The 17,726-nt window shown below is 65.8% G+C and carries 23 protein-coding genes; 3 read left to right on the forward strand and 20 right to left on the reverse strand.

Features of this window, described 5'->3' with window-relative positions; genetic code table 11:
* The first annotated feature begins 47 nt into the window (after window positions 1-47).
* Window positions 48-479 carry a large conductance mechanosensitive channel protein MscL gene (gene mscL, locus ARADN35_RS0111070; protein WP_010462047.1) on the forward strand — a complete coding sequence of 144 codons (432 nt, stop codon included), beginning with the start codon at window positions 48-50 and terminating at the stop codon, window positions 477-479.
* A gap of 183 nt (window positions 480-662) precedes the next feature.
* On the opposite strand, the gene pdxA is transcribed toward mscL, so the two are convergent.
* Window positions 663-1,691: a 4-hydroxythreonine-4-phosphate dehydrogenase PdxA gene (pdxA, locus tag ARADN35_RS0111075; RefSeq protein ID WP_010462049.1), complete on the reverse strand. Its 1,029-nt coding sequence runs from the start codon at window positions 1,689-1,691 to the stop codon at window positions 663-665.
* 94 nt (window positions 1,692-1,785) lie between these two features.
* Window positions 1,786-2,547, reverse strand: coding sequence for a Nif3-like dinuclear metal center hexameric protein (locus ARADN35_RS0111080; protein ID WP_035197158.1), 762 nt, complete (start codon window positions 2,545-2,547; stop codon window positions 1,786-1,788).
* Window positions 2,548-2,670: 123 nt separating this feature from the next.
* Here ARADN35_RS0111080 and ARADN35_RS0111085 point away from each other — a divergent pair, with 123 nt between their 5' ends.
* On the forward strand, window positions 2,671-3,822 hold the full coding sequence (locus ARADN35_RS0111085) for a trypsin-like peptidase domain-containing protein (RefSeq protein WP_010462053.1): 1,152 nt from the start codon (window positions 2,671-2,673) through the stop codon (window positions 3,820-3,822).
* A gap of 225 nt (window positions 3,823-4,047) precedes the next feature.
* On the opposite strand, the gene tatC is transcribed toward ARADN35_RS0111085, so the two are convergent.
* The 17 genes from tatC to ARADN35_RS0111170 form a co-directional block, all read right to left on the reverse strand.
* Window positions 4,048-4,842, reverse strand: a complete 795-nt coding sequence (tatC, locus tag ARADN35_RS0111090; protein ID WP_010462055.1) for a twin-arginine translocase subunit TatC — start codon at window positions 4,840-4,842, stop codon at window positions 4,048-4,050.
* Window positions 4,843-4,904: 62 nt separating this feature from the next.
* Window positions 4,905-5,369 (reverse strand): Sec-independent protein translocase protein TatB, encoded by a 465-nt coding sequence (gene tatB / locus ARADN35_RS0111095; protein WP_010462057.1) that lies wholly within the window; start codon window positions 5,367-5,369, stop codon window positions 4,905-4,907.
* Between the two features lie 43 nt (window positions 5,370-5,412).
* Complete coding sequence (tatA, locus tag ARADN35_RS0111100; RefSeq protein ID WP_010462059.1) at window positions 5,413-5,655, reverse strand: Sec-independent protein translocase subunit TatA; 243 nt, start codon at window positions 5,653-5,655, stop codon at window positions 5,413-5,415.
* 106 nt (window positions 5,656-5,761) lie between these two features.
* On the reverse strand, window positions 5,762-6,118 hold the full coding sequence (locus tag ARADN35_RS0111105) for a histidine triad nucleotide-binding protein (RefSeq protein WP_010462061.1): 357 nt from the start codon (window positions 6,116-6,118) through the stop codon (window positions 5,762-5,764).
* Between the two features lie 164 nt (window positions 6,119-6,282).
* Window positions 6,283-7,347 carry a patatin-like phospholipase family protein gene (locus ARADN35_RS0111110; protein WP_010462063.1) on the reverse strand — a complete coding sequence of 355 codons (1,065 nt, stop codon included), beginning with the start codon at window positions 7,345-7,347 and terminating at the stop codon, window positions 6,283-6,285.
* Window positions 7,340-7,726: a DUF4870 family protein gene (locus ARADN35_RS0111115; RefSeq protein WP_010462065.1), complete on the reverse strand. Its 387-nt coding sequence runs from the start codon at window positions 7,724-7,726 to the stop codon at window positions 7,340-7,342. The genes ARADN35_RS0111110 and ARADN35_RS0111115 overlap by 8 nt, the downstream gene beginning before the upstream one ends.
* Window positions 7,723-8,097, reverse strand: a complete 375-nt coding sequence (locus ARADN35_RS0111120; protein WP_010462066.1) for a phosphoribosyl-ATP diphosphatase — start codon at window positions 8,095-8,097, stop codon at window positions 7,723-7,725. Before ARADN35_RS0111120 ends, ARADN35_RS0111115 begins: the two co-directional genes overlap by 4 nt.
* A 5-nt stretch (window positions 8,098-8,102) precedes the next feature.
* Window positions 8,103-8,501, reverse strand: a complete 399-nt coding sequence (gene hisI / locus ARADN35_RS0111125; RefSeq protein WP_181147543.1) for a phosphoribosyl-AMP cyclohydrolase — start codon at window positions 8,499-8,501, stop codon at window positions 8,103-8,105.
* A 240-nt stretch (window positions 8,502-8,741) separates the two neighbouring features.
* A complete protein-coding gene (locus ARADN35_RS0111130) occupies window positions 8,742-9,317 on the reverse strand; it encodes a hypothetical protein (RefSeq protein ID WP_010462071.1) in 576 nt (191 codons plus the stop codon).
* On the reverse strand, window positions 9,314-10,114 hold the full coding sequence (hisF, locus tag ARADN35_RS0111135) for an imidazole glycerol phosphate synthase subunit HisF (RefSeq protein ID WP_010462073.1): 801 nt from the start codon (window positions 10,112-10,114) through the stop codon (window positions 9,314-9,316). The genes ARADN35_RS0111130 and hisF overlap by 4 nt, the downstream gene beginning before the upstream one ends.
* Window positions 10,115-10,239: 125 nt before the next feature.
* The gene (gene hisA / locus ARADN35_RS0111140; protein ID WP_010462075.1) at window positions 10,240-10,980 is read right to left on the reverse strand and encodes a 1-(5-phosphoribosyl)-5-[(5-phosphoribosylamino)methylideneamino]imidazole-4-carboxamide isomerase; all 741 of its coding nucleotides are present in this window, start codon (window positions 10,978-10,980) and stop codon (window positions 10,240-10,242) included.
* 65 nt (window positions 10,981-11,045) lie between these two features.
* Entirely contained in the window at window positions 11,046-11,714 is a 669-nt protein-coding gene (hisH, locus tag ARADN35_RS0111145) for an imidazole glycerol phosphate synthase subunit HisH (RefSeq protein ID WP_029413898.1), read from the reverse strand.
* Window positions 11,715-11,766: 52 nt separating this feature from the next.
* Window positions 11,767-12,414, reverse strand: coding sequence for an imidazoleglycerol-phosphate dehydratase HisB (gene hisB / locus ARADN35_RS0111150; protein ID WP_029413899.1), 648 nt, complete (start codon window positions 12,412-12,414; stop codon window positions 11,767-11,769).
* Window positions 12,411-13,532 (reverse strand): histidinol-phosphate transaminase, encoded by a 1,122-nt coding sequence (gene hisC / locus ARADN35_RS0111155; protein ID WP_029413900.1) that lies wholly within the window; start codon window positions 13,530-13,532, stop codon window positions 12,411-12,413. Before hisC ends, hisB begins: the two co-directional genes overlap by 4 nt.
* On the reverse strand, window positions 13,529-13,981 hold the full coding sequence (locus tag ARADN35_RS0111160; protein ID WP_010462083.1) for a PIN domain-containing protein: 453 nt from the start codon (window positions 13,979-13,981) through the stop codon (window positions 13,529-13,531). Before ARADN35_RS0111160 ends, hisC begins: the two co-directional genes overlap by 4 nt.
* A 14-nt stretch (window positions 13,982-13,995) precedes the next feature.
* Window positions 13,996-14,220 carry a hypothetical protein gene (locus ARADN35_RS0111165; RefSeq protein ID WP_010462084.1) on the reverse strand — a complete coding sequence of 75 codons (225 nt, stop codon included), beginning with the start codon at window positions 14,218-14,220 and terminating at the stop codon, window positions 13,996-13,998.
* Between the two features lie 75 nt (window positions 14,221-14,295).
* Window positions 14,296-15,747 (reverse strand): aminotransferase-like domain-containing protein, encoded by a 1,452-nt coding sequence (locus ARADN35_RS0111170; protein ID WP_010462086.1) that lies wholly within the window; start codon window positions 15,745-15,747, stop codon window positions 14,296-14,298.
* A gap of 152 nt (window positions 15,748-15,899) precedes the next feature.
* On the opposite strand from ARADN35_RS0111170, the gene ARADN35_RS0111175 reads away from it, so the two are divergent.
* Window positions 15,900-16,325 (forward strand): DUF2917 domain-containing protein, encoded by a 426-nt coding sequence (locus ARADN35_RS0111175; protein WP_050812518.1) that lies wholly within the window; start codon window positions 15,900-15,902, stop codon window positions 16,323-16,325.
* Here the strand turns inward: ARADN35_RS0111175 and hisD are convergent.
* Entirely contained in the window at window positions 16,312-17,697 is a 1,386-nt protein-coding gene (gene hisD / locus ARADN35_RS0111180; RefSeq protein ID WP_010462090.1) for a histidinol dehydrogenase, read from the reverse strand. The genes ARADN35_RS0111175 and hisD overlap by 14 nt on opposite strands.
* Window positions 17,698-17,726 lie beyond the last annotated feature (29 nt).

Below are 17,726 nucleotides of genomic sequence, written 5' to 3' on the forward strand. Positions count from 1 at the left end.
CGCGCCGGGCAATACTCCGGCATCACCATTCAAACAAGGAGCACGCCATGGGGATGATGCAAGAGTTCAGGGAATTCGCGGTCAAGGGCAATGTGATTGATCTCGCCGTGGGCGTGATCATTGGGGGGGCATTTGGCAAGATCGTGGATTCGGTGGTGTCCGACCTGATCATGCCGGTGGTGGGGCTGGTGTTCGGCAAGCTCGACTTTTCCAACCTTTTTGTGGTGCTGGGCACGGCGCCGCCAGGCACGGCCATGACACTGGATGCGCTCAAAAAAGCAGGCGTGCCGGTGTTTGCCTACGGCAACTTCCTGACCGTAGCCGTCAACTTCATCATTCTGGCGTTCATCATCTTCATGATGATCAAGCAGATCAACCGCCTCAAGCGCGAAGCCCCCGCGCCCGCCCCCGAAGCCCCGGCCGCACCCGCCGAGGACATCGTGCTGTTGCGCGAGATCAGGGACAGCCTGAAAAAGTAAGCCCCCCCCGAGGCGGCTGCGCGCCTTCCCCCGCCACCGGTGGCCCGGCAGAGCCGGTTCCACAGTGGCGCTGGCGCAGAGCGTGCGGGCTTCCTAGGTCGCGCGTCCAGCGTGGGTCATGGCCTACCCTATTGCTACATTATCGATAGCTGCTAGCGCTTTGTATTCAAGCGCTATCGCCCACTACCCACACAGCGCCCGCGCCATGCGCACCGCCTCGATGAGGCTCGTAGCATCGGCCACGCCCTGCCCTGCGATGTCGAACGCGGTGCCGTGGTCGGGGCTGGTACGCACCAGGGGCAAGCCCAGGGTCACATTCACCCCCTTGTCCACCCCCAGGTACTTCACGGGGATGAGCCCCTGGTCGTGGTACATGGCAATGACCACGTCAAACTCTCCCGCACGATGGGGCGTGCTGCGCGAGCGCATGAACACCGTGTCGGGCGCAAAAGGGCCGTGCACATCCAGCCCCTGCGCGCGCGCGGCGACCATCGCCGGCGCAATCACCTCGGCCTCCTCGCCGCCAAACAGCCCGCCCTCGCCCGCGTGGGGATTGAGCCCCGCCACCGCGATGCGCGGCACCCGGCCCAGGCTGCGCAACAGGGCAGCGTGCGTGATCAGCAGCGTCTGCAGGACGTTGTCCGTGGTGACCGCGGCAATGGCCTCACGCAGCGACATGTGGATACTGACCAACACGGTGCGCAGCTCGTCGCTGGCGAGCATCATGCGCACAGGCATTTGCGCCAACGCGACCCCCTGGTGTGTGGCGGCCTCAGCCTGCAGCAGCTCGGTGTGGCCCGGAAACGCCACGCCCGCGGCCGACAAGGCCTCCTTGTGCAACGGCGCTGTGACCAGCCCCGCCACCTCGCCCCGCAGCGCTGCCCGCGCGGCCCAGACCACACTGTCAGCGGCGGCGCGGCCCGCAGCGGCACTGACCAGACCCCAGGGTTGCGGGCCAGGAATGCCCGGCAGCTGCAGCACCGGAACACAGCGGGGCGGCACCTCCAGCACATCGGTGGGCGCGGTGATCTGCGCCACGGGCACCATCGGCACCCCGGGGCGCACGATGGCCTGCGCCGCGCGCCGCAGAGTGGCGACATCGCCGACCACGAAGCAGCCCGCCAAATCGGCCGGTGCATCGCGAAATGCCTTGGCCACAATTTCGGGGCCGATGCCTGCAGGGTCACCCTGGGTGATGGCGAGGGACTTCATGGCAGTTTTATTTCTGAGAATGAGGCTTCAGCGCTTTACCAACATGCGTTGCAAGCTATTGTTTTAATAGCAAATGAGATCACACCACCCGCCATCAGGCAGGATTGTCGATCTCGATGAACTGGTGGCTCAGCCCGAACTGCCCTGCAACCTGCGCCGCCACCGCAGGCGCGCCATAACGCTCGGTCGCGTGGTGCCCCGCGGCAATGAAGCCCACCCCCATCTCCCGGGCCAGATGCGCCTGGGGCTCTGAAATCTCGCCCGTGATGAACACGTCCGCCCCGGCCGCAATCGCCGCCTCGAAGTAGCCCTGCGCACCACCCGTGCACCAGGCCACGCGGCGGACAGCCCGCTGTGCGGCGGCGCCTTCTGGCGGCACCCAGGTGACGGCACGGCCCAGGACCTGCGAGGCATGGTCTGCCAGTGCCTGCCCATGGGCAAACGCGGCAGGCCCGGCAAAGCCCAGATCGTTCTCGCCAAACCGCGTGTCGGCCACCAGGCCCAGCACACGGCCCAGCTGGGCGTTGTTGCCCAGTTCAGGGTGCGCGTCCAGGGGCAGGTGGTAGGCAAACAGGTTGATGTCATGCGCCAGCAGCAGTTGCAGCCGCTGCTTCATCCAGCCCGTCACGCGGCCGTCCTGCCCGCGCCAGAACAGGCCGTGGTGCACGAAGATCGCGTCGGCGCGGGCAGCGATGGCCGCCTCGATCAGGGCGCGGCTGGCCGTCACGCCACTGACGATGCGCGTGATCTCGGCCTTGCCCTCCACTTGCAGGCCATTGGGGCCATAGTCCTTGAAGCGCTCAGGTTGCAGCAGGCTGTCAAACGCCTGCAGAAGTTCGGGGCGGGAAATGCTCATGCAGCTATTGTCGCGCGTGGCCCGCACCCACACATTGGGAGACAATGCTTTTGTCCGGAAGGCAACCATTGCGCGTCGCACCGACGCGCCCCCTTCTCCAGCCCACCACCTGTACAGAATTTCATGAAACGCATCTGGCTGTTGTTCTCCCAGGCCGTGACGGTGTTCGTTGCGGCCTACTTCGTTGTCGCCACCCTTCAGCCCAGCTGGCTGGGCCGGGGTGCCACCACACGTTCCGGCGCAGGCATTGCGCTGCGGGAAGCCCCGGCCACCACCGCCAGCCCGCAACCGGCGGCGGGCAGCTTCAGCGGTGCGGCGCGCCAGGCGGCGCCTGCGGTGGTGAGCATCAATACCAGCAAGGCCGTGCGCCATCCGCGCAGCAACGACCCCTGGTTCCAGTTCTTCTTTGGCGACCAGGGTGCCCAGGCACAGGCCGGGCTGGGCAGCGGGGTGATCGTGAGCCCCGATGGCTACATCCTGACCAATAACCATGTGGTGGAAGGCGCCGACGAGATCGAAGTGACGCTGACCGACAGCCGCCGCGCCCGCGCCCGCGTGATCGGCACCGACCCCGACACCGATCTGGCCATCCTCAAGATCGAACTCGACAAGCTGCCCGTCATCGTGCTGGGCAACTCGGATGTGCTCGCCGTGGGCGACCAGGTGCTGGCCATCGGCAACCCGTTCGGTGTAGGCCAGACGGTGACCAGCGGCATCGTGAGCGCACTGGGCCGCACGCAGCTGGGCATCAACACCTTCGAGAACTTTATCCAGACCGATGCGGCCATCAACCCTGGCAACTCGGGCGGCGCGCTGGTGGATGTGAACGGCAACCTCATGGGCATCAACACCGCCATCTACTCGCGCTCGGGCGGCAGCATGGGCATCGGCTTTGCAATCCCCGTGTCCACGGCCCGCATGGTGCTGGACGGCATCGTGAAGGATGGACAGGTCACGCGCGGCTGGATCGGTGTGGAGCCCAACGAACTCTCGCCCGAACTGGCCGAGACCTTTGGTGTGAAAGCCACAGAGGGCGTGATCATCACCGGCGTGCTGCAGGACGGCCCCGCAGCCCAGGCCGGCATGCGGCCCGGCGATGTGATCGTGCGCGTGGAAGGCAGGAACGTGGGCAATGTGTCCGAGCTGCTGACCGCCGTGGCCGCGCTGAAACCTGGCACTGCGGCGCCGTTCAACGTGCAGCGTGGCGAAAAGATCGTGGAGCTGAGCATCAACCCCGGGGTGCGCCCCCGGCCCCAGCGCAATGTGAAACGGTAAGCCCCCCTGAGCCGCTGCGTGTCTTCCCCCAAAGGGGGACGCCTCCAGCGGCCCGGCGAAGCCGGTTCCGCGGTGGCACTGGTATTGGGCACGCGCCAGTTTCTAGGGGCTGCGCGCAGAACAGGGCGACACGGTCGCTGATGCAAACCGTCAGCTATTAAAAATATAGCTGTTAGCGCTTATCCAGCAAGCGCCAGAGTCCATTAAGACCCAAAATTTCCACATTCAGGGGTTGGAAGCCACTTCATCGGCATCTTCCGGCGCCTTGGTGTGCTTGATGAAGATCTGCGCTGCCCAGATGCCCACCTCGTACAGCAGGCACATGGGCACGGCCAGCGACAGCTGCGAGACCACATCGGGCGGCGTGACGACGGCGGCGATCACAAACGCGATCACGATGAAATAGCCACGGAATTCACGCAGCTTCTGCACGCTCACGATGCCCATGCGCGCCAGCACCACCACGGCAATCGGCACCTCAAAAGACAGGCCAAACGCAAGGAACATCGACAGCACGAAACTCAGGTAAGCCTCGATGTCTGGCGCGGCCGTGATGCTCTTGGGGGCAAAGCTCTGGATAAAGGCAAACACCTGGCCGAACACCAGGTAGTAGCAAAACGCCACCCCGATGAAGAACAGCAGCGTGCTGGAGACCACCAGCGGCAGCACCAGCTTCTTCTCGTGCGAATACAGGCCTGGTGCCACGAAGGCCCACACCTGCCACAGCACAAACGGCAGCGCCAGCAAAAAGGCCGACATCAGCAAAATCTTGAGCGGCACCATGAACGGCGAGATCACCGATGTGGCGATCAGCGTGGCGCCCTTGGGCAGGTGCGCCACCAGCGGCGCCGCCAAAAAGTCATACAGCGCGCCTGGGCCGGGGAAGAAGAACAGGATCGCCGCCGCGATGGCGATGGCAATGATGGCCTTGACCAGCCGGTCGCGCAGCTCCATCAGGTGCTGCACAAACGGCTGCTCGGTACCGGCCAGCTCGTCTTCTTGGGAAGGGGTTTCGGACATGTTGGGTTTTCGTGGGCGTCAGGGCCGCCCATGCAGCGCGCGGGGCGCTGGTGGCTGCTGCATCAGTGGAATTTACGGGGACGGAAACGTGCCACACGGGCCGCACCGGACTGGGCCTTGGTGCGCACACCGCTTCGGGCCTTGTACCACTGGGGCACCGCGCCCCGCTTGAGGCGCCAGTTCTTGCCGGGGTGCTTGTAGGCGGGCACCACGGCAGCCTGCGACCCATGCAGGTCGCTGTTGCTGGTGTCCGTGGCAGCAGCCCAATCTTTCTCGAACTCGCTGGCGCTGGTCTGGATGGAGTTCTGCACATCGCGTGCGGCGCTCTCCACCGTGTCCTTCATCTTCTTGAGCTCATCGAGCTCCATGGACCGGTTGACCTCGGCTTTCACGTCGGACACGTAACGCTGGGCCTTGCCCAGCAGCGTGCCCACCGTGCGGGCCACGCGGGGGAGCTTCTCGGGCCCGATGACAATGAGTGCCACCGCGCCGATCAGCGCCATCTTGGACAGGCCAATATCAATCATGGGTCAAGCGCAAAGCGTGCGGGTGCCAGTGGAAACGGCCCGCTCAGCTCTTTTGCTTGGCTTCGACATCGATGGTGGTCTTGTCAGCCGCCGGGTTGTTGGCAACCTGGCCTGCGGGTGGTGTGGTGGTGGCTGCCGCATCGGCCGAACCGTCCTTCATGCCGTCCTTGAAGCCCTTGACGGCGCCTCCGAGATCAGAACCCATGTTCTTGAGCTTCTTGGTGCCGAACACCATGACGACGATCAGCAGCACGATCAGCCAGTGCCAGATGGAAAAAGAGCCCATGAAATATCTCCTAACGAATTGCAATCATTTTAGACGGGGGGCAAGGCAGGAGTTCACGGCGGCGGCATGCCTTCGTACAACTATCTGCGGCGCCTGTCAGCCTGGTTCAGCCTTTGAGCCACGGGCGGGGGCCACCCATCACGTGGACATGCAGGTGGTGGATTTCCTGCCCACCTTCAAGCCCCGTGTTTACCACGACGCGAAAGCCACCTTCCGGGTACGGGTTGCAGCCTTGCTCCAAAGCCAGCTGGGGCGCCAGCGCCATCATGCGCCCGAGAACCCCCGCATGCTCTGCGGTGACCTGCGCCATCGAAGGGATATGCAGCTTGGGAACCATCAGAAAGTGCACCGGTGCCCAGGGGTGGATGTCGTGGAAGGCGAACATTTCTTCGTCTTCATAAACCTTCTTCGAAGGAATCTGGCCCGCGATGATTTTGCAGAAAAGGCAGTTCGGATCGTGCATGGAAAAAATGTCGGTTCGAAGTTAACAGTTCAGCGGTCGCTGCTCACCACCCCAAGCCGTCGAAACCGGCGAGCCTCAGGGCCAGCGCCACCGTGGAACTGGCTCCGCCAGGCCACGGGTGGCGTCCCCCTTGGGGGGAAGGCGCCGCAGGCGACACAGGGGGCTCACGCATTGTCAGCGATCTTGATGGTGGGCCGCACGCCCACATCCTTGCGGTGCGCGTGCAGCCACTCCTGCCCGGCCGTGCGGCCCAGGGCGAACAGTTTGCGCACAAAGGCCAGGTCCGCGCGGGACTTGCTGTCGGCGCCAAAGGGCGCCAGCACGGCGCCACCGTCAATGCGGTGCATGCGCACGTTTTTGTAGCGGCGCGCATCCAGCTTGCCCTCGGCCAGCAGGCGGCGCACGAACTCGATGGCGCGCATCTCGGCCAGCAGGCTGGCGTTGAAGGTGACTTCGTTCATGCGTTCCATGATTTCCTGGCCTGAATCGGGCAGTTCCAGGTGTTCGATGGGGTTGATCTGCACGAGCAGGATGTCAGAGGTTTCGGTCTGATAAATGAGCGGGTGCAGCGCCGGGTTGCCCGAGTAGCCACCGTCCCAGTAATGCTCGCCATCGATCTCCACCGCCTTGAACAGCAACGGCAGGCAGGCCGATGCCATGACGGCATCCGCGCTCAGCCGGGAGCCCGAGAAAATTTCACCGCGCCCGGTGCGCACGTTGGTGGCGCACACAAACACATTGGGCCCGCCCGCCGCAGCGCTGGCGCGGCGTACGGTGCACAGCAGGTCAAAGTCCACCTCACGCTCCAGAAGGCGGCGCAGCGGGTTGATGTCGAGCGGATTGGTCTGGTAGGGCGACAGCCACTGGCGCATCAGGCCCATCATCGGGTTGGCGGCCGACAGGGGGGAGCCCCACATGAGGCTGCCCAGCGTGCCCACTCCCTCCCACAGTCGGGTGAGCGTTTCACGCGCCTGGGCACAACCGGCCAGGTGCGCTTCGTGCGGATCCTTGTGCTCCTGTGCGGCTTTGGCAAAGCCATGCGCCATGGCCACGGCATTCATCGCGCCAGCGCTGGTGCCGCTCACGCCATCAAACTGCCACTGGCCATCCTCCAGCAGCGCATCCAGCACACCCCAGGTGAGCGCACCGTGGGAGCCTCCGCCCTGCAGGGCCAGGTTCAGCCGTGGCAAGGAGGGCAAGTGCGGCCGGGGCGCTGTGGGTTCAGGCATCCACCGCCTGGTTCTTGCTCATGGCCAGCATGCCGCGCACGATGCGGTACAGGAACCACAAGGAAATGATGCCCCAGGCGATCCAGCCCGGCGCAATCAACAACAGCCACAGGGGCGAGGTCACCACATACAGCACGCCGGCCCAGATCGTCGAGCGGATGCGCCACGAAAAATGATTGGCCTGCCAGGTGCCCTCGGCATCGCTGCGTTTGACCAGATCGATCACCAGCGCAATGACCAGCAGCAGGGCGCTGGCTTGCGCACCCGGCAGCACAGCCCCCACGGCCACGATGAGGTGCAGCACATAGCTGACCCAGCCGACGTTCTTGAGGCCCTGGGCCTTCTGCTCATTGCTTTGCACGTCGATGATGTCGTTCATGGAGCCCCTTCTTCGGCAGTGCGCGCAACGGCCTTGCGCAAGGCTTTTTCCTCGATGCCGCTGGTGCCTTCGCGGCGCTCCAGCTCGGTCAGCACGTCGGCCGGCGTGAGGCCGTAGTGGGCCAACGCCACCATGGAGTGGAACCACAGGTCGGCCACTTCGTAGACCAGCTTGGACTTGTCGGCGCCGTGGTCCACGTCCTTGGCCGCCATGACGACTTCGGTGGCTTCCTCGCCGATCTTCTTCAAAAATGCATCGGGGCCCTTGTGCAGCAGGCGCGAGACGTAGCTCTTGTCCGGGTCACCGCCGTTGGCAGGCTTGCGGCTTTCAATGATGGCCGCCAGGCGCGCCAGAGAATCGTTGGAACTCATGGCTCTTACTTGTAGATGGATTCAGGGTCTTTCAAGACCGGGTCGATGGCACTCCAGGCACCATCCTTGAGCACACTGAAGAAGCAGCTGTGGCGGCCCGTGTGGCAGGCGATGCCGGGCTCGTGGCCAAGCTGGGTGACCTTGAGCAGCACCACGTCGTTGTCGCAGTCCAGGCGGATCTCGTGCACGGTCTGCACGTGGCCGGATTCTTCGCCCTTGAACCACAGCTTCTTGCGCGAGCGGCTGAAGTACACGGCGCGGCCGAGTTCCGCCGTCTTGGCAAGGGCCTCACGGTTCATCCAGGCAAACATCAGCACGTCGCCCGTACCCTGCTCCTGCGCAATCACGGGCACCAGGCCCTGCGCGTCCCATTTCACTTCGTTGAGCCAGTTCATGGGCGGGATTGTCGGTGATTTGAAGGACCGGCCCGCCTGCCGGGCGAGCGGATTGAAGGTCATTTTTGCCTCTAGCGCTTATCCATCAAGCGCTAGCAGCTATCAAAATGAGAGTTCTATGAAAAACCAGACGCTCCATCGGGCAGCTTGCGTCCAGGTGAGGCACTGCGCAGTTTGCAATTTTCGCTACAAAAATAATAGCTATTGACGCTTTGCCATCAAGCGCCAGAACCAATTTTTATCAAAGATTTACTTCGCCACGGTCAAAAACACCCACTTGCGATCCCAGTTCTTGCGGCCCAGGTACTTGATGGCAAAGGCATAACGCCCCGGGGGCAGAAAATCCTGCGTGAGGGTTTCCTGCTGCGTCACCACGGGCTGGCCATTCACGCGCACGCTTTGCTGCGCCACCAGCTCCGACTCGCTCTCCAGGTCCTGGCCGTCGAGGGCATAGACGGTGACATCGGGCTCTTCCTTCTCATCGCCCACCAGCGGCAGACCCAGCGCGTTGGCGCGGGTTTCCACGTCCAGCGCCAGCGTGCCCAACACGGGTTCGCGCACGATCCAGTGCACGTCGCGCACATTGCTGTTCAGCGCCTGCAGCAGGGCCTTGAGCTTTTCGAATTCGGCCTTGTCGGCAATCACCTCCACCGGCTTGCCGCCGATGGTCGCGTCAAAGCAGCGGCCAATGCGGTGCACACAGGGCAGGCGCTCAGAAAAACTCGCATACGACGGGGGCGGCACCTGCTGCGCAGCAGCGGGCAGCGCCGTGGCCGCCAGGGCCACCACCAGCGCCCAACGCGCGCCCGCGAATGGCGTCGTCACAGACGCACCGGAATGCCACGCTCGGCCATGCGGGCCTTGGCCTGGCCCACGGTGTATTCACCGTAGTGGAAGATGCTTGCGGCCAGCACGGCGTCGGCACCACCGGTCTGGATGCCGTCGGCCAAGTGGTCCAGGTTACCCACCCCGCCCGAGGCGATCACGGGCACGCTCACGGCGTCGCTCACCGCGCGGGTCAGTTCCAGGTCAAAGCCTGCCTTGGTGCCATCGCGGTCCATGCTGGTCAGCAGGATTTCGCCCGCGCCGCGCTGCGCCATCTCGGTGGCCCAGGCAATGGCGTCCAGGCCCGTGTTTTTGCGCCCGCCGTGGCTGTAGACATCCCAGCCCGCGCCCACGGGCTGGCCGTGGGCGCCGATGCGCTGGGCATCCTCGGCCGAGCGGCGTTTGGCGTCGATGGCCACCACGATGCACTGCGCGCCGTACTTGGCCGACACGGCGTTGATCACCCCGGGGTTGGCGATGGCGGCCGAGTTGAAGCTGGTCTTGTCCGCACCCGCATTGAGCAGCCTGCGCACGTCTTCCACGGTGCGCACGCCGCCGCCCACGGTGAGGGGAATGAACACCTGGCTGGCCACGGCCTCGATGATGTGCAGGATCAGGTCGCGGCCATCGCTGGTGGCGGTGATGTCCAGAAACGTGAGTTCGTCGGCCCCCTGGGCGTTGTAGCGCGCAGCGATCTCGACCGGGTCGCCCGCGTCGCGCAGTTCGACAAAATTGACGCCCTTGACCACGCGGCCTCCGGTGACGTCGAGGCAGGGAATGATGCGTTTGGCGAGCATGTCGGTCAGTCAGTCAGCGATTCGTTGATGGGGCGCTGCCGAGGCCAGCAGACGCCGTGGAACTGGCTCCGCCAGGCCACTGGCGTCGGTCCCCCTGGGAGGAAGCGGCGCAGCCGCTCAGGGGGTCACCCGTTCAGTTCGTCAGCCCGCGCTTGCGCAGCTGCAAAGTCCAGGTCGCCACTGTAGATGGCGCGGCCGCAGATCACGCCTTCAACGCCCTCGCCTTCCACCGCGCACAGCTGCTCGATGTCGGCCATGTTGGACAGGCCGCCCGAGGCGATCACGGGGATGCTCAGCGCCTGCGCCAGCTTCACCGTGGCATCGATGTTGATGCCCGAAAGCATGCCGTCGCGGCCGATGTCGGTGTAGATGATGGATTCGACGCCCCAGTCCTCGAACTTCTTGGCGAGGTCCACCACTTCGTGGCCGGTGAGCTTGCTCCAGCCGTCGGTGGCGACCTTGCCGTCCTTGGCATCCAGGCCCACGATGATGTGGCCGCCAAAGGCACTGCACGCGTCCTTCAGGAACCCGGGGTTCTTGACCGCGGCCGTGCCGATGATCACGTAGCGCAGGCCGCCGTCGATGTACTTCTCGATGGTGTCCAGGTCGCGGATGCCGCCGCCGAGCTGCACGGGGATATCGTCGCCCACCTCTTGGAGGATGGACTTGATGGCGCTGTAGTTCTTGGGCACGCCCGCGAACGCGCCGTTCAGGTCCACCAGGTGCAGGCGGCGCGCGCCGGCATCCACCCACTTGCGCGCCATGGCGGCCGGGTCTTCGCCAAAGGTGGTGGATTGGTCCATATCGCCTTGTTTGAGGCGAACGCAGTGGCCGTCCTTGAGGTCGATGGCGGGGATGAGCAGCATGGTGGTGAAGTTCGGGAGGAAAAGGGCGAGGCAGGGCTCGGCCCGAACGGGTGGATGTTAAGAGATCAGGGGTTCCAGTGCAGAAAGTTGCGGTACAGGGCCAGGCCGTGCTCCGCACTTTTCTCCGGGTGAAACTGGGTGGCAAAAATATTATCGCGTGCAATGGCGGCTGCGAACAAACCGCCGTAGTCCGTTTGACCCGCGCAATGGACGGAATTCTGCGGCACAGCATAGAAACTGTGCACAAAGTAGAAGTAACTGTTGTCGGGCACCCCGGCCCACACCGGGTGCACGGCACCTGCATGGGGCATCTGCCGCACCTGGTTCCAGCCCATCTGGGGCACCTTGAAGCGGCTGCCGTCGGGCTGGGTGCGGCCTGCCAGGTCGAACTTGCGCACATCGCCGGGGATCAGGCCCAGGCCCGGGGTGTCCCCCTCGGCGCTGTGGTCCAGCAGCATCTGCATGCCCACACACACGCCGAACATCGGCTTGCTGGCAGCGGCTTCCAGCACCGATTCCTGCAGGCCCGATTCGCGCAGCTCGCGCATGCAGTCGGGCATGGCGCCCTGCCCTGGCAACACGATGCGCTGTGCGGCGCGCACGTCTTCGGGGCGCCGGGTGACGACCACGGTCCAGCCGGTGCCCTCGGCGGCGGCCTGCACGGCCTGCGACACCGAGCGCAGGTTGCCCATGCCGTAATCCACGACCGCCACGGTTTTTGCTTCCATATTCATAGCTGCTAGCGCTTATCCATCAAGCGCTAGCGCTTGATTTGATTCAAAAAACTCACAAGGAACCCTTGGTGGACGGGATGACGCCCGCAGAGCGCGGGTCGCGCTCCAGCGCCGCGCGCAGCGTGCGCCCAAACGCCTTGAAGATGGTTTCGCACTGGTGGTGGGCGTTGAAGCCCTTGAGGTTGTCGATGTGCAGCGTGACGCCCGCGTGGTTCACGAAGCCCTGGAAGAACTCGTACACCAGCTGCGTGTCGAGCTGGCCGATGCTGCCGGCCGTGAATTTCACGTCGATGTGCAGCCCCGGGCGGCCCGAAAAATCGACCACCACGCGCGACAGCGCTTCGTCGAGCGGCACATAGGCGTGGCCATAGCGGCGGATGCCCTTCTTGTCGCCCACGGCACGCGCAAAGGCCTGGCCCAGCGTGATGCCCACGTCTTCGACCGTGTGGTGGCCGTCGATGTGCAGGTCGCCTTCGCAGTCGATGTCGAGGTCGATGAGCCCGTGGCGGGCGATCTGGTCGAGCATGTGGTCGAAGAAGCCGATGCCGGTGTGCAGTTTGGCCTGCCCCGTGCCGTCGAGGTTGATGCGCACGCGGATGCGCGTCTCGGCGGTGTTGCGGCTGACTTCGGCGATGCGGTCGGCCATCGGATCGGGCGTGGCGCCGGACGGATTGGAGGTTACGAGTGCGGAGGAAGTCATAGGGAGGCTTGCAGGGCGGCCAGCATCTGCGCATTGTCATCGGCGTTGCCCACCGTGAGACGCAGGCAGTTGGCCAGCATGGGGTGCATTGTAGAAACGTTCTTGACCAGGACCTTGCGGTTTTTCATCCCGTCATAGGCCTTGGCGGAATCCGCCACACGGATGAGGATCATGTTGGCCTCGCTGTCCCAGCATTTTTCGACACCGGGCATCTGGCGCAGGGCCTCCAGCACCTTCGTGCGCTCAGCGCGGATCTCGGCAGCTTGCGCGGCAAACACCTCGGCGTGTTCCAGGGCGAACAACGCGGCCTCGCAGTTGAGCACGCTCACGTTGTAGGGCGGGCGCACCTTGTCGATCTCGCTCACGAACGCCGACGGCCCGATGAGGTAGCCCAGGCGCACACCCGCCAGGCCAAACTTGCTGAGCGTGCGCATGAGCAGCACGTGGGCATTGCGCGCAGGCTCGGCCCGCATCCGGTCGATGAAGGTACGGCTGGCAAACGGCTGGTAGGCCTCGTCCATGACCACGATGCCGCCCTGCGCGCCTGCGGCGTCGATGATGCGCTGCACCGCGCCCTCGTCCCACAGCGTGGCCGTGGGGTTGTTGGGGTAGGCGATGTAGGTGATGGCGGGGTTGTGCTGCGCGATGGCCGCCAGCATGGCGGGTTCGTCCAGCTCGAAGTCGGGCGTGAGCGGCACGCCGACAAAATCCAGGCCCTGCAGTTGGGCCGACAGCGGATACATCACAAAACCCGGCATGGGCGCGAGCATGGTGGCGCGCTGGCCCGTGCCAGGCTGCGCGCAGGCCAGGGCCAGCAAGGTGATGAGTTCGTCCGAGCCGTTGCCCAGCACGATGCCGTAGCCCTCGGGCAGGCCGGCGTATTGGGCCAGCGCCGCCTTCAGGTCCAGCAGGCGGTCGCCGGGGTAGCGGTTGAGCGCCAGCGCGCCCAGGCGCTGGCCCAGCGCGGCCTGCAGATGCGCGGGCAGGCGGAACGGGTTCTCCATGGCGTCCATCTTGAGCATGCCGGTGGAGGGCTGCACGCCGTACGCGTGCATGGCGCGCACGTCGGGGCGGATACGGGCCAGGGCTTGGAGAGGAGACGACGCAGGAGTAGTCATTCGGTAGTGTCCAGTTCGTTGGGGGTGACAAGAAAAGGGTTGATGGGCCGCACCGCGTCCATCGGCTCACCATGCGGCAGCGCCTCGGTCAGCAGGTAGCGGCAGCCTTGCTGGTGGGCGGACGAGAGGATGAGCGCATCCCAGTAGCCCAGGCGGTAGCGGTCCTGCAGGTCCCAGGCACCGTCCACGGTGTAGGAATCGAGGTGCGGCGGCAGCCACACGCGCAGGCGGCGCACCTGGGCACGCACCTGCTGCAGCACCTGCGGGCCGTCAAAGCGCTGGATCGCCTGGTTGTACAGCTCGTTGAGCACCTGCGAGCTGATGCGGCCGCTGCGCGTCTGCCAGCAAAAGCTCATCCACTCGCGGGCGCGCGCCTGGCGCTCGGCATCGCGGTCGTCCACGCTGGCCAGCAGGATCTCGGTATCGACAAAAATGGGGACGGTGCTCATGTGTGTTGCACCGTTCAGCGCAGAAACAAGGTTTCGCGGGGCACGTACGGCCCGGTGGACGCGCCCCAGGATTCAAAACCCAGCGCCTCGCGCATCGCCTGGGCGTAAGCGTCTTCCTGCCGCATCTTTTCGGCCAGCCATTCACCGAGCAAGCGGGACACGCTGCTGCCGCGCTTGGCGGCCTCCACGCGCACCCATTCGGCTACGGTGTCGTCCATGGTCACGGTGACATTTTTCATGGGATTGAGTTTACACGAACTTCGTGTATCACGAAGTTCGTGTAGTTTGTTTTGTTAGTTATTCTGGCGGCGATTTCAGGCGGCCTGCCGCTGGCTTTGCAGCATCTGCGTGGCCATGTCGCCCACCGTGCGCAGCGCCTCCAGATGTGCGGGCGACCAGTCGCCCCCCACCCCGATGCGCAGGCAGTTGCGAAAGCGCCCGCTGGTGCTGAACACCGTGCCCGGCGCGATCAGGATCTGCCGGGCCAGGCAGGCCTCGTGCAGTTGCACCGAATCGAGCCCGCGCGGCAGCTCCAGCCACATCAGCAGTCCGCCGGGCGGGTCGCTCACCCGGGTGCCCTGCGGAAAGTGCGATGCGATCACCCGCCGCGCCTCGTCCATGCGCGCCGCCACGCCCGCGCGCAGCTGGCGCATCGCAGCGGCGTGGCCGGCCTGGGTGATGAGGTCGGCCAGCGCCAGCTCCAGCACGGCCGACTGCCCGCCCGCCTGCAGGTCCTTGATGCCGCGCACCTTCTCACTCCAGCGCCCGGCCTCCAGCCACCCCAGGCGCAGGCCCGGCGCCAGCGTCTTCGAAAACGAATCGCACAGCATCACGTGGCCCGTGGTGTCGTACGACTTGACGGTGCGGCGCATCTCGTCGACCTCGACCAGGTCGTTGTAGATCGCGTCCTCGATCACCGCCATGCCGTGCCGGGCCGCCATCTGCGCCAGGCGCTTGCGCTCGGCCTGCGGCATGCAGCTGCCCAGCGGGTTGCTGAGGGTGGGGACGATCATCACGGCCTTGACCGGCTGGGTGTCCAGCGCCAGCTGCAGCGCGTCCAGCGACAAACCGTGGCGCGGGTGCGTGGGGATCTCCAGCGCGCGCAGGTGCAGGCCCTGGAGCACCTCCAGAAACGAGAAATGCGTGGGCGACTCCAGCGCCACCACGTCGCCCGGCTGGGTCACGGCCCGCAGGCACAGCGCGATGGAGTCCATGCAGCCGCCGGTGATCACGATGTTCTCGGGGTCCAGGCTGCAGCCCATGCCGACGGCGTAGCGGGCCAGGGCGCGGCGCGCATCTTCGTGCCCGGCCGACGTGGGGTAGGTGCACAGCAGGTTGCGGTGGCGCTGCGCGGCGCGCACCACGGCGCGGCGCACGCGGTCGGGGTTGAACAGCTCGAAGCCCGGCGTGCCGCTGCTGAAGGAGATCATGTCCTCGGGCTGGTTGCGCCCCAGGATGCGCTGGCCCAGCCAGTCCACAGACACCTCGCGCGGGCGGCGCATGGGGCGCGGCGTGCTGGGCTCGGGCAGGCTCACCGGCCGTGCCGCCACGAAGAAGCCCGAGCGCGGGCGCGCAGTGACAAGCCGCGCATCTTCGAGCCAGTGGTAGGCCTGTACCACCGTGGTCTGCGCCACGCCGTGCTGGCGGGCCAGCTCGCGCACCGACGGCAGCTTTTCGCCGCGCGCCAGCGTGCCATTGCGGATCAGCTGCGCGAGCTGCTCGGCGATCTGGAGGTAGAGCGGTGGTGCGTCGTCGGTGGAGGCCATGGCTGCATTCTGTACTGGCAGCCGCAAAAATAGCCAGTACAGAGCAAGTGCACCCCGTACAGTACAGATGACCAGTACAGCCCATCTGTACTGGCTCAGGTCGTGCGAGCCTGTCCGTGGCGCCGCGCGCCGCCTGGCTGCACAGTGAAGGCATGAACACGCTGCACACCCCCACCCCGCCGTCGCCCACGCTGCCCACCCAGCTTGCGGTGCCCCTCACCCTGCAATGGAAGCGCCAGCCGCTGCCGCCACTGCAGGCCGTCCAGGTGCTGGACTTCCGTGCGGGCGAGATCGCCCTGCTCGAAGTCGAACAAGGCCGCGTCTGGGTGACCTGCGACGGTCTGCTGGAAGACTATTTTCTGGAGGCCGGCCAGCGCCTGTCGTTCGCTGGGCCCGTGCGGCTGCGGGTGAGCGCCGAGGGGCACCGCCCTGCGCGGCTGAACTGGGCGCAGCACCGGGCGCCCGAAGGCGCCGCGCACCCACCCGCACCCGTGGCGGCACCACAGCCGATGGCGGTGGTGCCGCGCACCGCCCCATCGGGCGCCGCGCTGCCCCTGAACGCCGTCAGCGCGGCTTGAGCGGGGTCTTCAGGCGCATCTCAGCCGCCTGCGCGTGGGCCTGCAGGCCCTCGCCGTAGGCCAGTTCGGCGGCGATGGTGCCCAGCACCTGGGCACCGGCCTCGCTCACCTCGATGAGGCTGCTACGCTTTTGGAAGTCGTACACGCCCAGGGGCGACGAAAAGCGTGCGGTGCCGCTGGTGGGCAGCACGTGGTTGGGTCCCGCGCAGTAGTCGCCCAGGCTTTCGGAGGTGTAGGCCCCCAGAAAGATCGCGCCGGCGTGGCGCAGCAGCGGCTCCCAGCGGTGTGGGTCGGTCGAGCTCACTTCCAGATGCTCGGGTGCGATGCGGTTGCTGATCGCGCAGGCTTCTTCCATATCCTTGGTGAGGATCAGCGCGCCCCGGCCGTTGAGGCTCTTGGCGATGATCTCGGCGCGCGGCATGGTGGGCAGCAGGCGGTCGATCTCGCGCTGCACGGCATCGAGGTAGGCGGCGTCGGGGCACAGCAGGATGCTCTGGGCCAGCTCGTCATGTTCGGCCTGGCTGAAGAGGTCCATCGCCACCCAGTCGGGCGGCGTGCTGCCGTCGGCCAGCACCAGGATCTCGCTCGGGCCCGCGATCATGTCGATGCCCACCGTGCCGAACACGCGCTTCTTGGCGCTGGCCACATAGGCGTTGCCGGGCCCGGTGATCTTGTCGACCTTCGGAATCGTGGCCGTGCCGTAGGCCAGCGCGGCCACGGCCTGCGCACCACCGATGGTGAAGGCGCGCGTGACGCCCGCCACGTAGGCGGCCGCCAGCACCAGATCATTGCGCTCGCCCTTGTCGGATGCAAGCTGCGCGCCCGATCCACCCGTGGCCACGCTGCCCCGCACGGGCGTGGGCACGACCATGATGATTTCCTGCACGCCCGCCACATGGGCCGGGATGGCGTTCATCAGCAGGCTGGACGGGTACGCCGCCTTGCCCCCGGGCACGTAGATGCCCACGCGGTCCAGCGGCGTGACCTTCTGGCCCAGCAAGGTGCCGTCTTCGTCGCGGTAGCTCCAGCTCTCACCGGAGGCTTTTTTCTGCGCCTCGTGGTAGCTGCGCACGCGCTTGGCAGCGGCCTGCAGCGCGTCGCGCTGGGCCTGCGGAATGGCGTCGAACGCGGCCTTGAAGTCGGCCTGGGTCAGCTCCAGCGCCGCCATGTCGGGGGCAGAGAGGCCGTCGAACCGGGCGGTGTACTCCAGCACGGCGGCATCGCCACGCTTTTGCACATCGGCCAAGATGTCGGCCACGCGCTGCTCGATGGCGGCGTCGGTGTCGGCAGACCAGTGCAGGCGGGCTGCGAAATCAGCCTCAAAAGTGGCTGCAGCGGTGGACAGACGGGCGGGAGCAGCTACCAAAGTCATAGTGTCAGTCGGTCGATGGATCGGGTAAA

Source organism: Acidovorax radicis N35 (assembly GCF_000204195.1).
Lineage (GTDB): Bacteria > Pseudomonadota > Gammaproteobacteria > Burkholderiales > Burkholderiaceae_C > Acidovorax > Acidovorax radicis.